We start from the raw sequence: 14,798 nt of genomic DNA on the forward strand, positions 1-14,798 counted from the left end.
CCTTGACGAAATGTTCGGTCGCATGCGCCCCCGTGCCGGGTGTTTGTCCAGATCGTACATGGCCCTCAATCCCTTAAGAGAATCCGGGCCCGCCGTCTCGTCAAAACAAGATACCGATTGTTACGGGTGCATGCAAAACTCCTGAGCTGGGCCAGAGGCCGGAAACAGGGTTCCCTTCAGTCGGACAAACAAAAGCAGATTGCGCCGGGCGACAAGGCGCGGGAGACAAGAACAATGGCTGGTATTCCCTTTGATCAACGCGATGGTGAAATCTGGTTCGACGGGAAGTTTGTTCCCTGGGCCGATGCCAAGGTGCATGTGCTGACGCATGGCCTGCACTATGCCAGCGCGGTATTCGAAGGTGAGAGGGCCTACAACGGCCGGATCTTCAAGAGCTCAGAGCATACCGAACGCCTGCATGCCTCGGCAGAGGTGCTTGGCTTTGAGATTCCCTATTCTTCCGAGGTCATCAATGCCGCCAAGGAAGAGCTGCTGAAGCGGATGAACCTGGTTGATGCCTATCTTCGCCCGATTGCCTGGCGCGGCAGCGAGATGATGGGCGTGTCCGCCCAGCACAACACAATCCACCTTGCCATCGCCGCCTGGGAATGGCCAAGCTATTTCAAGCCGGAAGAGCGGCTGAAGGGCATCCGCCTCGACATGGCGAAGTACCGCCGTCCGGACCCTGTCACGGCGCCCTTCAAGTCCAAAGCGGCCGGCCTTTACATGATCTGCACCCTGTCCAAGCATGAGGCCGAGCGCAAGGGCTATGCCGATGCGCTGATGCTCGACTGGCGCGGGCAGGTGGCCGAGGCGACCGGTGCCAATGTCTTTTTCGTCAAGGATGGCAAGATCCACACGCCGAACCCGGACTGCTTCCTCAATGGCATCACCCGCCGCACGGTGATTGATCTTGCGAAGGCGCGTGGTTTCGAGGTGATCGAACGGGTGATCATGCCGGAGGAACTGGACGGCTTCGAGCAGTGCTTCCTCACTGGCACCGCCGCGGAGGTGACTCCGGTCTCCGAGATCGGGCCGCACAACTTCACCGTCGGCGAGATCACCAAGACGCTGATGCTGGATTATGACGCGCTGGTGCGCGCCGATCCGGCCGGCCTCAAGGCGGCCGAGTGACGCTGGCTCCAGTCCGGGAATAATGAGAGGGCGGCTGCACCGGATGCAGCCGCCCTTTTTCATTGCGGCGTAGAGTCTCTTGTTCAGTGCGTCTTGGCGCCTTGCTGGTGCTGGGCGTGGAAGAGCTTGCCTTTCTCGGCCAGAAGCACCCAGCCGATGGCGATGACGCCATAGATGGCGCAGGCCAGCGCCATCGGCAGCAGGGTTCCGTCGAAATTCTGACCGATGATGAAGCCGAGGATGGCGCCGCCCAGCGTGGTGGTGAAGCCGATGGCGGAGGAGGCTGTTCCGGCGATGGCGCCCAGCGGCTCCATGGACATGGCGTTGAAATTCGCGCCCATGAAGCCGAAGCTGGCCATGTTGATGGCCATGCACACGGTGAAGATGGCAAGGTTCTCAACACCAGCCAGCGCCAGGGCAACCTGCAGCAGGCCCATGGCGGTGAAGACCAGCACCGCTCCATGGGACAGGCGCCGCATGCCGATGATGGTGACCAGCCGCGAATTCAGGAACGAAGCCACGGCCATGGTGATGGCGACGGCAGCAAACACAACCGGAAACCAGACACCGAGATCGAAGATGTCGACATAGATCTGCTGCGCCATGGAGATGAAGGCAAACAGGCCACCGAAGATGAAGGTGGTTGCCATGGTGTAGCCGACGCTGATGCGTGTGGTTGCTACCTTGAGATAGGCCAGGGTGATGGAGCCGGGGGAGAAGGATTGACGGGCGTCCTCAGGCAGCGTCTCCGGCAGGCGGAAAGCGGTCCAGACCAGCATGAGGATGCCTGCGCCCATGAGGGTGCTGAAAATCCAGTGCCACTCTGCCACCAGAAGGATCAACTGGCCGATGGAGGGCGCAACAATGGGCACGGCCATGAAGATCATCATCACCAGCGACATGACCTGCCCCATGCGGCGGCCGGAATAGCAGTCGCGGACAATGGAGACCGCGATGACGCGGGTTCCTGCGCAACCAATGCCCTGCAGCACACGGGCAATGAGCAGCTGGTCCAGATTTATGCTGAACAGGGCAAACACGCTGGCTGCGGCATAGAGCGCCAGACCGCCGATGAGAATGGTTCTGCGGCCAAAGGAGTCCGACAGCGGCCCGAAGATGAGCTGCGCGCCGCCGAAGCCAATCAGATAGAAGATCAGGATCTGCTGGCGGTCATTCTCATTGGCAATGCCGAGCGCGTTGCCGATGTCGGGCAGGGCGGGCAGCATGATGTCCATCGCCAGCGCGTTGAGCGCCATAAGCGCGGCTACCATGGTGACGAATTCGGCGAAGGAAAGCCCAGGATGGGGCGTCTGGCTCGCGCCAGTTTTCCGGGCAAGATCGGACATTAACAAACCTTAGGTATGATTCACAGCTAAAGGGAACGCGGCCCGCAGCCTGCGTTCCGGCGTGCAAAATTATCAGTGTTGCTTATCAGTGGTCCAAATTGACCGGTCGGTCAACCCAGTGGCTCCGGGAAATTTCACGCTTTTGAGTGAACGCTGTTCCAGCGATCCAGCGCGGTTTCATCTTCGGCCTTGGCCGCAACCCAGCCGCCTGTTCCACCTTCGCGCAGAATTTCCTTTTTCCAGAACGGGGCTCTGGACTTGAGGAAATCCATCATAAAATCAGCGGCTTCAAACGCAGCCCTGCGGTGGCGCGAGGCGGCGGAAACCAGCACGATCTGCTCGCCCGGCACAATGCGGCCGTGGCGGTGAATGACGGTGAGGCCGGTCAGCGGCCAGCGCTCCAGCGCCTCACGGGCAATGCGCTCCAGCTCTTTCTCCGCCATGCCGGGAAAATGCTCCAGCACCAGCGCTTCCAGCCGCCCTTCCTCGTCACGGCACAGGCCCGTGAAGCTGACGATCGCGCCCACACCGGTGCGGCCTTCGGAGAGCTGCCGGGCTTCGGCCTCCGCATCGAAGGGGCCGGGCTGGACGATGACGCGCAGGACCGGGCTCATCGTCAGCCCCCGGTCATGGGCGGGAAAAAGGCAATCTCGCGCGCGCCCGCAATCGGAGCGTCATGCTCGGCATGGGTCTGGTCGATGGCGGCGCGGATCAGCTCCGGCTCGGCAAAGGCATGGCCATGGGCGTCGTCGATGGTCTGCAGCCAGCTGATCAGGCTGCCCACGGTGGTCACGCTGTCGGGCAGGGTGATCTCTTCCTGCTCCACACCGGTCCGCTCGCGCACCCAGGCAAAGTAACGGATGATCATGTGCCTCTCCTTCTTCGGCAGTCCTTGAGAGACTACTCCTCGATCAGATGGCCGATGCCAGCCCGGAAATAGTCATAGCCGGTGTAGAGCGTCAGAACAGCTGCAATCCAGAGAGCGACAAGACCGGCCAGCTCGGTTCCCGGCAGCACCTCTTCACCGGCAGGGCCTGCCAGCAACAGCGCAAGGGCTACGAGCTGGACTGTGGTCTTCCATTTGGCCAGTTTCGTGACCGGTACGCTGACACGCAGCTCCGCCAGAAACTCGCGCAGTCCAGAGACCAGAATTTCGCGGCACAGGATGATGATAGCCGCAATCAGAGACCAGCCTCCGATATCGCCCCTGGCTACCAGCAGCAGCAGGCAGACGGAAACAAGCAGTTTGTCAGCAATCGGGTCCAGCATCCGGCCGAGCGCTGATTGCTGCTGCCAGGCGCGGGCCAGATAGCCGTCAAAAAAATCGGTCACAGCGGCTGCGATGAAGATGGCCAGCGCAATCCAGCGCGCCGTATTGCCTTCGAAATAGAAGCATCCAACCACAGCAGGCACCGCCAGGATGCGCGCATAGGTCAAAAGGTTGGGCAGGGTCAGGGCGACGTGTCTGGCCATTTGAAGTATCTGCTTCGCGTCTTGGGCGGCGGGTCAGCCGGACACAAGCATGAGGGCGCGCGGGTGTCAACGCATCTGGCGGATGAGTGACTTTGACAATGCAGGAGACGGCAGAAACCGCCCTGTACAATGTCTTTGGACTGGTACCGGCAATAACGGGGCGGTAAGCCTGTCACAGCAAGTTGAAGCTGGGAGACCTGAACACATGCGCCTGAACGAATTGGGTCAGCCGGTTGGAGAGCCGGTGAATGGTTGGACGGGGGCGGCGGCACCGGTGGCGCAGGTGCTGCAAGGGAGCTGGTGCAGGCTTGAGCCGCTGAGCGCCGTGCGCCACGGTGCGGAGCTTCATGCCGCCTGGTCCGCGGACAGGGAGAACCGGGTCTGGACTTATCTGGCCTATGGCCCTTTCTCTGAAGAGGCGGAGTGCATCGCCTTTCTGAAGACGATGGAGGGCAAGGCGGACCCGATGATGTTTGCCATCATCGATCAGGCCAGCGGTAAGGCCATGGGTGTTGGCAGCTACCTGCGGATTGAGCCTGCTGCGGGCTGCATCGAGGTGGGGCATCTGAATTTCGCCCCGGCTCTGCAACGGACGCCGCTGGCGACCGAGGCCATGTATCTGATGATGCGCAATGCCTTCGAGGAGCTGGGCTTCCGCCGCTATGAATGGAAATGCGACGATCTCAACGCCCCCTCGCGTGCGGCTGCTGCACGGCTCGGTTTCACCTTCGAGGGCATCTTCCGGCAGGCCACTGTCTACAAGGGCCGCAATCGCGATACGGCTTGGTTCTCCATTCTCGACAGGGAATGGCCGCGCCTGAAGACTGGTTTCGAAGCCTGGCTCTCACCGGACAACTTCGATGCTGATGGCCGGCAGAAGCGCAGTCTGGCGGAGTGCCGGGGTGATTGAGAGGGTAGACCCAAACTCCACGCCGCCCCGGCCTTGTGCCGGGGCCTGTTCCGTGTTGCACGGGTAGAGTTCAGCAGACTTGCGCCCCTGACAGGTCCCGGATCTTCGCTCCGCTCTCGTCCGGGACGGCGCGGAGCGTGTGGGGCGCAAGAGAGAGGTTGTCCCTCTCCCTCAGCTCTTGAAAATCAGATCACCCTGCTGGTCGATCAGGAGCTTGGCCTTGCGGATGGTGAATTCGGCAGCCTCGTCGCGGGTGGGCAGCTGGTCGGCACGGATGAAGCGGTGCTCGCGGTCCTCGCCGTCAATTTCCTTCAGGATACGGCCTGCGATTTGCCACTGGCTGCCCGCCTGGCGCGGTTCAGCGATAATGCGGCAGTTCTTGTAATCCTCCGTGGCCGCAGGGGCCGGTGCGGCTTCGGCGGAAGAGCCACCCTTGAAAAGTGATCCGAACAGTTTTCCCAGCATCTGCCTGTCCTTGCGGTTTAGAATGGTCTGTGCTCCGTCATGCCATAGCAAGGCTTCCGGTGCTGAGGCATCACGTCTTGAAATTGCTCAGTCGCAGCGCGGCCCGAGGTCACGGTCGACCCAGTGGCGGCGGCAGAGCGAAACATAGGACTCTTCGCCGCCAATCACCACCTGTTCGCCTTCCTCGACGATCCGTCCGCTGCCGTCAAGCCGCGCGACCATGGTTGCCTTGCGCCCGCACCAGCAGATGGTCTTGATTTCCTTCAGGCTGTCGGCCAGCGCCAGCAGGGCCTTGCTGCCGGGGAAAAGCTTGCCCTGAAAATCCGTGCGCAGGCCGAAGCACATGACCGGCATGCCCAGCCGGTCGGAGGCATGGGCCAGCTGCCACACCTGTTCTTCGGTCAGGAACTGTGCCTCATCGACAAACACAGCGTCAATGGGGGCAGCTTCATGGGCCTTGCGGATGTGGTCCAGCAGGTCATCGCCCGCGCGGAAGATATCCGCTTCCGCCGAAAGCCCGATCCGCGAGGAAATGCGGCCGACGCCCGCCCGGTCGTCCACGGCGGCCGTCAGCAGCAGGGTGCGCATGCCCCGTTCCACATAGTTGTAGGAGGCCTGAAGCAGCACCGTCGACTTGCCGGCATTCATGGAGGAGTAATTGAAATAGAGCTTGGCCATCGGTCCCGCGCCGGTCAGTTCGCATCGGGCGGGAATCGGTCCCGCTGTCTGTCACACTCTTGCCATCCAGCGGGGCAGACACAAACGGCAGGAAACTCGCGGAGGGCATAAACTGTGGAAGGCGGCGGTAATCAGGGAATGGCGATGTCCACGATAAGCGGCACATGGTCCGACCCCACATCGCCGCCAATGGCGGCATTGCGGATTGTCACCTTGTCCGAGACGGCTGCGTGATCCACGGCAGAGCCAAGCACCCAGCGCAGGCGGTAGTCATAGAAGAAGCGGGTGATCACCGGCACCACCGCAGGAAACTGCACCCTGAAGCCTGCCTGTGCGAGCAGATTGCCGAAGTGGCTGGACAAGGGGGAGGTGTTCCAGTCGCCGATAATGACTGCAGGCTCTGACGCCGGAAGCCGGGCGATTATACCGGCAAGAGCTGCATAATAGTCCTGCCGCGACTGCCAGCGGCAGGGGGAGCGGGGACTGTCCGGGTGGACCGCGACCAGATTGAACGGTGAGCCATCCACATCCAGAGCCGCTGTCAGAACTTCGCGGTTGCCGTACCGGTGCGGGCCACATTCTCCCTTCACTGCTGTCGTGGTGCTGGTGCGGATGGGATAGCGGGAAAAGGCGACGACGCCACCCAGATCCCCGATCAGGAAATTGCTGAAATAAGGCCCCAGGCCAATGAGTGGAGTATCGTCGCCCTGCCGCTTCCGGTGGCGCATCTGATAGGGCCATTCGGTTTCCTGAAACACGAGAATATCGGGTTTCAGGCTCTCAAGATAAGCCATGAAGTCCGGATCGCCGAGATAGCGCGTCTCCAGATTGATCGAGACGATGCGCAGATTTTTCGTGCCCGCAACACTCGCGCCGGCCAGGCCAGGCGCAACGATCCTGTAGGTATGATAAAGCGCCAGACCAAGCGCCACCGACAGAACGAGGCCCGTGAACAGAAACAGCCGTCTCAGTTGCTTGCCCGGGCGAGGCCGTCCGGCAATGCGGATGCAGATCGCCGCGAGAAACACAGCTGCAAATCCGCCGCCAATCAGTTGCGGCAGGAAGAAGCTCATGTTGTCGGCAAACCAGATGTCCGGCGCCACGAAGGGGCCGAAGGCGAGCAGGCCAAACAGCAGCGCAACAAGCAGGCCCGCAATCGCGGCAAGGCGGAGAAGCCGGGCGAAAAGCGAAGTCCTGCCGCTGCTCTGGTCTGTCATCTGGCCTGCCGTCTCCTGTTGCACTGCAGTGCTGGCTGGCCACTCCTAGCACGGGGCCTCATTCGTGGAAATGATCGTAAACCAGCTTGGCGACCGATTCCGAAATGCCGGGCACGGCCATCAGGTCATCAATGCCAGCCTTCGAAACAGCCTTCGCCGTGCCGAAGTGGCGCAGAAGGGCGCGCTTGCGGGCGGGGCCGACGCCGGAGATGTCATCCAGCGGATTGCGGGCGATGTCCTTCTTGCGCTTGGCACGGTGGGTGCCGATAGCGAAGCGGTGCGCCTCGTCGCGCAGGCGCTGCACGAAGTAGAGCACCGGATCGCGCTCCGGCAGCATGAAGGACGGGCGGCCTTCCATGAAAAATTTCTCCCGCCCCGCATCCCGGTCCGGCCCCTTGGCGATGCCAACCAGCGGCACATCGGTGACGCCCAGCTCCGTCAGCATCTCCCGCACCGCATTGAGCTGGCCCTGACCGCCGTCGATGAAGACGAGATCCGGCCAAGCGGGCATGTCGGCGTTGCTGGCCTGGATGCCATCGTCTTCCTCGTCCTCCTCAAGGCCGGTTTCTTCCGCGCGCTCCGGTATCTGATCATCGGCTGCGGCCAGAGGCGTGCGTGCGTGTTCCTTCAGCAGTCGTGAGAAGCGGCGTGTCAGCACCTCGCGCATCATGCCGTAGTCATCACCGGGGGTAATGTCCTGTGACTTGATGTTGAACTTGCGGTACTGGCCCTTGGCGAAGCCTTCCGGCCCGGCAACGATCATGCCGCCGACCGCGTTGGTGCCCATGATATGCGAGTTGTCGTAGACCTCTATGCGGCGCGGCGCGGCAGGCAGGCCGAACACTTCCGCCACCCCCTGAAGCAGGCGCCCCTGACTGGAGGTTTCAGCCAGACGGCGGCCAAGCGCCTCGCGGGCGTTGGTCAGGGCATGGTCCACCAGTTCCTTCTTCTCGCCGCGCTTGGGAACGGCAATCTCCACCTTGCGCTCGGCACGTTCTGACAGCGCCTGCGACAGCAGGTCCATTTCCTCGATCTCGTGCGACAGCAGGATCAGGCGCGGGGCGGGCTTGTCGTCATAGAACTGTGCGAGGAAACTCTCCAGAATGGCGGCTTCCTCGATTGATTTGTCGGCCTTGGGGAAATAGGCCCGGTTGCCCCAGTTCTGGCCGGTGCGGAAGAAGAACACCTGCACACAGGTCTGCCCGCCTTCCTGATGGATGGCGACCACATCGGCCTCATCGACGGTCTGCGGGTTGATGCCCTGATGCGACTGAACATGCGACAGCGCCGCCAGCCTGTCCCGGTAGACAGCAGCGTGCTCGAAGTCGAGCTGCTGGGAGGCCGCCTCCATCTGGGCGGCCAGTTCCTTCTTCACCGCCTGGCTGCGGCCGGAGAGAAAGCCGCGCGCCTCTGCCACAAGCCGGGCATAGTCCTCGTTCGAGGTCTCTCCCGTGCAGGGGCCGGCGCAGCGCTTGATCTGGAACAGCAAGCAGGGGCGGGAGCGGTTCTCGAAATAGCTGTCCGTGCAGTTGCGGATGAGGAAGGCCTTCTGCAGCGCATTAATCGTGCGGTTGACCGCACCTGCCGAGGCGAAGGGGCCGAAATAGTCCCCCTTGCGCCGCCTTGCACCGCGGTGCTTGACGATGGCTGGGGCCGCATGGTCGCCGGTCAGCAGGATATAGGGGAAGGACTTGTCATCGCGCAGCAGCACGTTGAAGCGCGGCCGCAGGCGCTTGATCAGGTTCGCTTCCAGAAGCAGGGCTTCCGTCTCCGTGCGGGTGAGCACGAATTCCATGGCAGCGGTGGCCATGATCATCCGCATGATGCGGTTCGATTGCCCTTGCAGGCGGGTGTAGCTGGTGACGCGCTTCTTCAGGCTGCGGGCCTTGCCCACGTAGAGCACGTCGCCATTCTCATCGAGCATGCGGTAGACGCCGGGCCCCATGGGCAGGCGGCGCACCACATCGGCAATCACCTCGACACCCTTCTTGCCGCTGGTGTTCTCGTCCTGGGCAGAGGTGAATGTAACCTCCAGGGCCTCGGAGGCCTCGATGGTTTCCTCAGCCTCTTCCGGGCGGTCCATGGATGACGGGCGGGATGTCATGACTTCACTATACCTCGGCCAGGCCCGCAAGCCCGGCGAATCTACTCCGACGTGGCGCCATTCTAGACGGCTTGAGCCTTGAAGCTAATATGGGGGCGCCCGCCGCCGGGGAAATGAGGGGAGATTACTCGCCGACGCCGACCACATCGGCGGTTTCCCATGCCAGATGCTGCCCGCCATCCAGCGCCAGCATTTGCCCGGTGATCGAGCGCATGGCCCAGAAGTGGCGGACGGTCGCGCCAAATTCGTCCGGAGCTGGGCCGCGTTGCAACAGTACGGCCCGCTGCTGGCGGGCAAAGTCCTCTTCTGTCTGGCGCTCGTTGCGGAAGCTGGGGCCGGGGCCAATGGCATTGACTCGGATGCGCGGAGCCAGAGCCTGCGCCATCATGCGTGTCTGCTCCCACAGCGCCGTCTTGGAGAGGGAGTAGCTGACAAAGCGGGGCGTCGTCTTCCAGACGCGCTGGTCGATGATGTTGACCACCAGCCCATCCTTCCCGGCGGGCAGGGCAGCGGCGAAGGCATCCGTGAGGAACAGCGGAGCCTTCACGTGAATGGCAAAATGCACATCGAAAAGGGCGGGGTCGAGAGCGCCAGCTTCATCGGGCTGGAAGATCGAGGCATTGTTGACGAGAAGGTCCAGCCGGCCGGCGGCCTTCAGGGCTGCCGGAATGAGGCTGGCAAGGTCTTCCGCCTGCGTCAGATCCGCCTTCAGGACATGTGCCTTTCCACCATCCGCAAGGATCGACTGCTTCAGGGCTTCTGCCCGTTCCAGCCCGTGATGGACATGCAGCACCACCGTCCAGCCATGCGCGGCCAGATCGCGGGCAATCGCTCCGCCAATGCGGCTGGATCCGCCGGTGATGAGTGCCGTTCCGGCCGCCTGTGTCATTTGTGCTTGTCTCTTGTTCAATCAGGTGCTTTGAATACGGCGCATTGCTCAACGCGGATCAACTTTCCGGGTCTGCTGATTGCCTTTGGTTTCTTGCATTTTGCAACGGCGGGCAGCTTCTGCCGGGTGATTTTACCGGATGCTTACCATCCCGAAAGAACCCCGTGCCTGCCACGATATCTCCACAGTCTGCCAAATTTTCCGACACAAACGGGGTTCATATCTCACAGCGGGTGAGGATGGGGATAGCCGCCACGACAATCGGCTGTCTTGCCCATGAGGTATGATCCTCAGTTTTGAACCCTGTATTGCGTGGAGCAAAAACATGAAGAGTCTCGCAGTTGCTGGTGTGTCCCTGGTTGCGCTCGCCGCATCGGCCCCGGCATTCGCTGCCGACCTCCCTGCGCCGGCCGCACCGGTGACCTATGAACAGGCTCCGGTTTCGGATGCGCGCTTTGACTGGTCCGGCTTCTACTTCGGTGCAAACGCTGGCTGGGCTTGGGGCGAGTTCAAGAATTCGTCCGGTCTGACGGGCAGCGTCAAGAACAACGCCAATGGTCCCACCCTGGGCATCCATGGCGGCTACAACTATCAGATCACGCCGAATTTCCTGGCGGGTGCTGAAGCGGACTTCCAGTACCGTGACCTTGAAAAGAGCGGTTCCGGCAATGGCGTTTCGATCAAGAACTCGTCCAACTGGAATGGTTCGCTGCGCGCCCGTGCCGGTGTCGTGTTCGACCGCCTGCTGGTTTACAGCACGGGTGGTCTGGCAATCGCCAACATGGAGACCAACGTTGCTGGCACCAAGCGCGATGAAACCAAGACCGGCTGGACCGTTGGTGCCGGTGTTGAAGGCGCTCTGACCAACAACATCACTGCCCGCGTTGAGTATCTGTACTCCGACTACGGCCGTGACACCTTCGACGTTGGCGGCGTGAGCCAGCGCGTCAAGCTGCAGGACAACGTGACTCGCCTTGGCGTCAGCTACAAGTTCTGATCCCGGTTCTTCCGGACGATCAAGACAAAGGCCCGGCGGGAGAACCCGCCGGGCCTTCTTCATTTCAGGGGCGTTGTCTTGTCAGGCCGGCTGAACCCGCGTCTTGGCAAACATCGGCACATGCGCCTCGAAGCCGTCCAGCCAGGTGACGAGATGCGGCGCTTGCTTCCGCCACGCGCCTTCAAAGCGCAGGTCCAGATAGCCGAGAGCACAGGCGAGGGCGATCTGGCCGGCGTCTACTGCATTTTCAGCCTTCACAGGAGCGGGCGGTGCAGCCTCAAGCGAGGAGAGGGCGCGTGAGACTTTCTCTGCCTGGTAGCTCAGCCATTCAGCCGAGCGTTTTTCCTCCGCGCGGAAGCGCGTTTCATAGACCTGCAGGATGCTGGCGTCCTGCATGCCGTCCGCCAGCGCCTGCAGGCGCAGAACCTCGAACCGGCCTTCACCTGCCGGGATGATGCGGCCGCCTCCGGCGAAAAAGTCCAGATATTCGACGATCACGCGGCTGTCATAGAGCACGGTGCCATCTTCCAGAATAAGGGCCGGGATCTTGCCCAGCGGATTCTGCAGGCGAATCGTGTCTGCCGGGTTCGTTGTATCAGTGGCCTGGATCTCGATCTTGTCGAAGATGCCGAGGACGCTTGCGGCAATCTTGCACTTGCGGCCAAAGGGGGAAGCGGGCGAGGAGCGCAGAATGAGCATCGGGCTGAAATCTCCTTTGAGGGAGCATTAGTTGTGCATGCCCTTCACGCGCGCGCAAGGCCACTGTGCATACCTTCTGGCGGCCAAGTCTTGCCGCTGACCTCCCTGTCAGGGTGCAGGGACGTCGAGGCTAGAGGCGCGGCAGCCGCTGCGGTCAACGGAGGGGCAAGCCCGGAACTCGAGGTCTTTCGTCAGGCAGATGCGCACCTCTGTCAGGACGCCGCGACTGCAGGATACCGCCATACCTTCCCGGGTGAGGCCCGGGTTCACCGCGACAAAGGCCGCCTCGGTGCCCTGGGGGCTGATTCTGCTGCGGCGCGTGAGGCGGCTGAAGGTTTCGGGAATGCGGACCTTTTCGAAGGCCTGGCGGGTCCTGGAGAAATAGTCTGACGGCGGCAGGCCGGAGCAGGTGCCATGCTTGCGCCACTGATGCTGGATGAGGCCCCGGCTGGGCATGATGTCCAGCATGGACCGGATGTCACCGGCCGAGGGCGGAAGGTCACGCGGCAGCGCACAGTAGTCAGGCCAATCCCGCTCGCGCTGCGGCCACAGGCCATGAACGATGAAGCGATAGCTCTTGTCATCGCCGCATTGCTGCTGGCCAGCGCGCTGCCGGTTCAACTCGCAATAGGCAGGTGACCATGACAGGGCGAGGACATAGAAGTCGAAGGGCTCGGGCGCGCTTCTGTTCTGTGCCGCAGCCGGATGCGGCAGAAGCAGCGCAGGCAACAGGGCGAGCGCAAGACAAGCCCGCCGTATCAAGGCGCAGGCCTTTGCCGGAGATGTTTCATGAACGCTGGTCAGGGCCGGATTGCCTTGCACTTGCCGTCATAGACGTGCCACCGGTCGAGGCCGGGCAGACAGGTCTGCACGCCCCAAATCTGACCGAGGAAACCCCGGCCTTCCACCACCCGGAAGTAAACTGTCTGCTGCCTGCCATTGGACAAGGTCGCCCTGCCGGAGCAATAGCGCTGGGCGAAAGGGCTTCCGAGCGGCTCACGGTAAGCGCTTTGCGAAATGCGGTCGATGGCGTGAATGGTAATGCCGTCCCTGTAGTCCTTGTCCGCTGCGGCAATGCGGGTCATGGCGGCGCTGAGGACGGATGGCGTTTCACAGGCTGGGAGCCGGCCGGGCGCGGGGTCCGATAGCGCAGGGGAAGATGTGCCCAGCGCTGCAACAAGGCCTGCGGTTGCGATTACGACGGGACCTGACTTCAGAAATGCGCGCATTTCGCAGAACCTTCCCTTGCAAAACATGCTCAGAAAATCCGCGAAACCTTGCGGGAAGCCTGCGTCCCCGTCAAGCGGTGTCTCTATCCCTGTTCTTGGTGGACCTGCCGAACGAGGGGAGGTCAGGCCGGTGCGGCGCAAGTGCAAGGCAGCCGGCGCTGGCGGGAAACGTCCTGCTGTCATTCGTCCAGAAGCTGGAAGATCCGGGCCGACGCTCCCGGCCCTTGCGCCAGAACCTCTGCCAGCCAGGGCAGAGTGTTGCGCATTTCTTCCGCCAGTGTGAAGGGCGGATTGATGATGGTCATGCCTGACCCCTTCATCGGACGGTCGGGTGAGCTGTAACCGGCGTTGAGTTCCAGAACCAGCACATCGCGCAGTTCCGCCTCTTCCAGCGTCCGGTGGAAGCGCTCCACGCTCTTGCGGTCCTTAAGCGGATACCAGGCCAGATACATGCCGCTGCGCCAGCGCTTCCAGGCTTTGATCATCCCGTCCGCCATGAGTTCGAACTCATTGGTGACTTCGAAGGCCGGATCAATCAGCACAAGGCCGCGCTTCTCCTTGGGAGGTACGAAACTGCCAAGCGCCAGCCAGCCGTCCAGATGGATGGTCTTTACCTGCCAGTCGCCTTCAAACCGGGCAGCCAGCGTCTCGAAATCGGCCGGATGCAGCTCTGTCAGCGTCAGCCGGTCCTGCGGGCGCATAAGGGCACGGGCAAGGGCAGGGGAGCCGGGATACTGGGTCAGTTCGGTGCCCGGGTTGAGGCCCTTCACCACATCGAGCCAGTCCGCCAGCACGGGCGCTGCCTTGGCCGGAACGTCAGCAGCCAGCACCTTGGCGATGCCTTGCTGCCATTCGCCGGTTTTCTGTGTCTCCTCCGCGCGCAGATCATATCCGCCAATGCCCGCATGGGTGTCGATGATGCGGAACGCTGCGTCCTTGCGCTGCATGTAGGAGATGCAGCGGGCCAGGACGAGATGCTTGAGGACATCGCCGATGTTGCCGGCGTGATAGGCGTGCCGGTAATTCATGTGGTGGTCCTCATGTCGAAAGATGCTGCGCTCAGATGGGCTTTATGGGGAAGACGCGTATCTGGCAAGGGGAGCCCCGCTGCCCCTGAACTCAAAACAGGAGAACAAGCGGGACGCTAACTGGGCGATGGAGCGGCTGGAGGCTCCCGGCTGTCACAAGGCTCTGTGCCTGAGCGGTAAGACCGCTTCTGAAAAGAAAAACGGTGGCCCTCCGGGGAAGGCCACCGCAATCTCACCGGGCCATAGGTCCGGTATCAGGCCAGATCAGTCGTCGTAGCCTGCGTCGTCGTCCTGGCCGTCCTGATCGCTGGAGGTGGCTTCACCTTCCAGAGCCTGCAGGTTCACAGCCTTCGGGCCCTTGCCGCGGCGATCCGGCTCGGTCTCGAAGGAGACACGCTGGCCGCTGTCCAGAGCCTGGAAGCCCGAACGCTCCACAGCCGAGATGTGAACGAAGACATCGGCGTCGCCGTTGTCAGGGGTAATGAAGCCAAAGCCCTTGTCGGCCTTGAAGAACTTCACAGTGCCCATCTGGCGCGGGCCGCGCTCGACCGGACCGTCGAACTCGGGACGCGGACGGCGCGGGCCGCCATCACCGTCACCACCGCCGCCGAAGCCGCCACGGCCACCGC

17 protein-coding genes are annotated in these 14,798 nt (G+C 62.3%); 3 read left to right on the forward strand and 14 right to left on the reverse strand.

What is annotated here, in order from left to right:
• The first annotated feature begins 234 nt into the window (after positions 1-234).
• Positions 235-1,134 (forward strand): branched-chain amino acid aminotransferase, encoded by a 900-nt coding sequence (locus tag V6L75_RS19770; RefSeq protein ID WP_334253195.1) that lies wholly within the window; start codon positions 235-237, stop codon positions 1,132-1,134.
• 83 nt (positions 1,135-1,217) lie between these two features.
• On the opposite strand, the gene V6L75_RS19775 is transcribed toward V6L75_RS19770, so the two are convergent.
• The 4 genes from V6L75_RS19775 to pgsA form a co-directional block, all read right to left on the reverse strand.
• Positions 1,218-2,480, reverse strand: coding sequence for a multidrug effflux MFS transporter (locus V6L75_RS19775; protein ID WP_334253196.1), 1,263 nt, complete (start codon positions 2,478-2,480; stop codon positions 1,218-1,220).
• Positions 2,481-2,614: 134 nt separating this feature from the next.
• The gene (locus V6L75_RS19780; RefSeq protein ID WP_334253197.1) at positions 2,615-3,094 is read right to left on the reverse strand and encodes a molybdenum cofactor biosynthesis protein MoaE; all 480 of its coding nucleotides are present in this window, start codon (positions 3,092-3,094) and stop codon (positions 2,615-2,617) included.
• 2 nt (positions 3,095-3,096) lie between these two features.
• Positions 3,097-3,348, reverse strand: a complete 252-nt coding sequence (gene moaD / locus V6L75_RS19785) for a molybdopterin converting factor subunit 1 (protein WP_334253198.1) — start codon at positions 3,346-3,348, stop codon at positions 3,097-3,099.
• A gap of 32 nt (positions 3,349-3,380) precedes the next feature.
• The gene (pgsA, locus tag V6L75_RS19790) at positions 3,381-3,953 is read right to left on the reverse strand and encodes a CDP-diacylglycerol--glycerol-3-phosphate 3-phosphatidyltransferase (RefSeq protein ID WP_334253199.1); all 573 of its coding nucleotides are present in this window, start codon (positions 3,951-3,953) and stop codon (positions 3,381-3,383) included.
• A gap of 205 nt (positions 3,954-4,158) precedes the next feature.
• Here pgsA and V6L75_RS19795 point away from each other — a divergent pair, with 205 nt between their 5' ends.
• Positions 4,159-4,863, forward strand: coding sequence for a GNAT family N-acetyltransferase (locus V6L75_RS19795; protein ID WP_334253200.1), 705 nt, complete (start codon positions 4,159-4,161; stop codon positions 4,861-4,863).
• Positions 4,864-5,034: 171 nt separating this feature from the next.
• On the opposite strand, the gene V6L75_RS19800 is transcribed toward V6L75_RS19795, so the two are convergent.
• The 5 genes from V6L75_RS19800 to V6L75_RS19820 form a co-directional block, all read right to left on the reverse strand.
• Positions 5,035-5,328, reverse strand: a complete 294-nt coding sequence (locus V6L75_RS19800; RefSeq protein WP_334253201.1) for an HlyU family transcriptional regulator — start codon at positions 5,326-5,328, stop codon at positions 5,035-5,037.
• Positions 5,329-5,415: 87 nt separating this feature from the next.
• The gene (locus V6L75_RS19805; RefSeq protein WP_334253202.1) at positions 5,416-6,006 is read right to left on the reverse strand and encodes a thymidine kinase; all 591 of its coding nucleotides are present in this window, start codon (positions 6,004-6,006) and stop codon (positions 5,416-5,418) included.
• A gap of 131 nt (positions 6,007-6,137) precedes the next feature.
• Complete coding sequence (locus V6L75_RS19810; RefSeq protein ID WP_334253203.1) at positions 6,138-7,223, reverse strand: endonuclease/exonuclease/phosphatase family protein; 1,086 nt, start codon at positions 7,221-7,223, stop codon at positions 6,138-6,140.
• A gap of 58 nt (positions 7,224-7,281) precedes the next feature.
• Positions 7,282-9,327: an excinuclease ABC subunit UvrC gene (gene uvrC / locus V6L75_RS19815; RefSeq protein WP_334253204.1), complete on the reverse strand. Its 2,046-nt coding sequence runs from the start codon at positions 9,325-9,327 to the stop codon at positions 7,282-7,284.
• A 124-nt stretch (positions 9,328-9,451) separates the two neighbouring features.
• Positions 9,452-10,216: an SDR family oxidoreductase gene (locus tag V6L75_RS19820; RefSeq protein ID WP_334253205.1), complete on the reverse strand. Its 765-nt coding sequence runs from the start codon at positions 10,214-10,216 to the stop codon at positions 9,452-9,454.
• A 325-nt stretch (positions 10,217-10,541) separates the two neighbouring features.
• Between V6L75_RS19820 and V6L75_RS19825 the strand changes: the two genes are divergently transcribed.
• The gene (locus V6L75_RS19825; protein ID WP_334253206.1) at positions 10,542-11,213 is read left to right on the forward strand and encodes an outer membrane protein; all 672 of its coding nucleotides are present in this window, start codon (positions 10,542-10,544) and stop codon (positions 11,211-11,213) included.
• Between the two features lie 81 nt (positions 11,214-11,294).
• On the opposite strand, the gene V6L75_RS19830 is transcribed toward V6L75_RS19825, so the two are convergent.
• From V6L75_RS19830 to V6L75_RS19850, 5 genes are all read right to left on the reverse strand, one after another.
• Positions 11,295-11,912: a glutathione S-transferase family protein gene (locus tag V6L75_RS19830; RefSeq protein WP_334253207.1), complete on the reverse strand. Its 618-nt coding sequence runs from the start codon at positions 11,910-11,912 to the stop codon at positions 11,295-11,297.
• A gap of 108 nt (positions 11,913-12,020) precedes the next feature.
• Positions 12,021-12,674, reverse strand: a complete 654-nt coding sequence (locus tag V6L75_RS19835; RefSeq protein ID WP_334253208.1) for a ribonuclease T2 family protein — start codon at positions 12,672-12,674, stop codon at positions 12,021-12,023.
• 38 nt (positions 12,675-12,712) lie between these two features.
• Positions 12,713-12,997 (reverse strand): hypothetical protein, encoded by a 285-nt coding sequence (locus V6L75_RS19840; RefSeq protein ID WP_334253209.1) that lies wholly within the window; start codon positions 12,995-12,997, stop codon positions 12,713-12,715.
• Positions 12,998-13,320: 323 nt separating this feature from the next.
• Complete coding sequence (locus tag V6L75_RS19845) at positions 13,321-14,169, reverse strand: 23S rRNA (adenine(2030)-N(6))-methyltransferase RlmJ (RefSeq protein WP_050475022.1); 849 nt, start codon at positions 14,167-14,169, stop codon at positions 13,321-13,323.
• 264 nt (positions 14,170-14,433) lie between these two features.
• A partial coding sequence (locus tag V6L75_RS19850; protein ID WP_334253210.1) for a cold-shock protein occupies positions 14,434-14,798 on the reverse strand: 365 nt, incomplete at its 5' end.

Origin of the sequence: Pannonibacter anstelovis, from assembly GCF_036881715.1 — a bacterium.
GTDB classification, from domain to species: Bacteria; Pseudomonadota; Alphaproteobacteria; order Rhizobiales; family Stappiaceae; genus Pannonibacter; species Pannonibacter anstelovis.

What these genes read in the sequence shown, in the direction of transcription:
- V6L75_RS19795 (WP_334253200.1), top strand. Translation starts at nt 4,159, where the DNA reads ATGCGCCTGAACGAATTGGGTCAGCCGGTTGGAGAGCCGGTGAATGGT.
- V6L75_RS19825 (WP_334253206.1), top strand. Translation starts at nt 10,542, where the DNA reads ATGAAGAGTCTCGCAGTTGCTGGTGTGTCCCTGGTTGCGCTCGCCGCA.
- V6L75_RS19805 (WP_334253202.1), bottom strand. Translation starts at nt 6,006, where the DNA reads ATGGCCAAGCTCTATTTCAATTACTCCTCCATGAATGCCGGCAAGTCG.
- V6L75_RS19770 (WP_334253195.1), top strand. Translation starts at nt 235, where the DNA reads ATGGCTGGTATTCCCTTTGATCAACGCGATGGTGAAATCTGGTTCGAC.
- V6L75_RS19780 (WP_334253197.1), bottom strand. Translation starts at nt 3,094, where the DNA reads ATGAGCCCGGTCCTGCGCGTCATCGTCCAGCCCGGCCCCTTCGATGCG.
- V6L75_RS19775 (WP_334253196.1), bottom strand. Translation starts at nt 2,480, where the DNA reads ATGTCCGATCTTGCCCGGAAAACTGGCGCGAGCCAGACGCCCCATCCT.
- V6L75_RS19810 (WP_334253203.1), bottom strand. Translation starts at nt 7,223, where the DNA reads ATGACAGACCAGAGCAGCGGCAGGACTTCGCTTTTCGCCCGGCTTCTC.
- V6L75_RS19840 (WP_334253209.1), bottom strand. Translation starts at nt 12,997, where the DNA reads ATGACCCGCATTGCCGCAGCGGACAAGGACTACAGGGACGGCATTACC.
- V6L75_RS19800 (WP_334253201.1), bottom strand. Translation starts at nt 5,328, where the DNA reads ATGCTGGGAAAACTGTTCGGATCACTTTTCAAGGGTGGCTCTTCCGCC.
- pgsA (WP_334253199.1), bottom strand. Translation starts at nt 3,953, where the DNA reads ATGGCCAGACACGTCGCCCTGACCCTGCCCAACCTTTTGACCTATGCG.
- V6L75_RS19820 (WP_334253205.1), bottom strand. Translation starts at nt 10,216, where the DNA reads ATGACACAGGCGGCCGGAACGGCACTCATCACCGGCGGATCCAGCCGC.
- moaD (WP_334253198.1), bottom strand. Translation starts at nt 3,348, where the DNA reads ATGATCATCCGTTACTTTGCCTGGGTGCGCGAGCGGACCGGTGTGGAG.
- V6L75_RS19845 (WP_050475022.1), bottom strand. Translation starts at nt 14,169, where the DNA reads ATGAATTACCGGCACGCCTATCACGCCGGCAACATCGGCGATGTCCTC.
- uvrC (WP_334253204.1), bottom strand. Translation starts at nt 9,327, where the DNA reads ATGACATCCCGCCCGTCATCCATGGACCGCCCGGAAGAGGCTGAGGAA.
- V6L75_RS19830 (WP_334253207.1), bottom strand. Translation starts at nt 11,912, where the DNA reads ATGCTCATTCTGCGCTCCTCGCCCGCTTCCCCCTTTGGCCGCAAGTGC.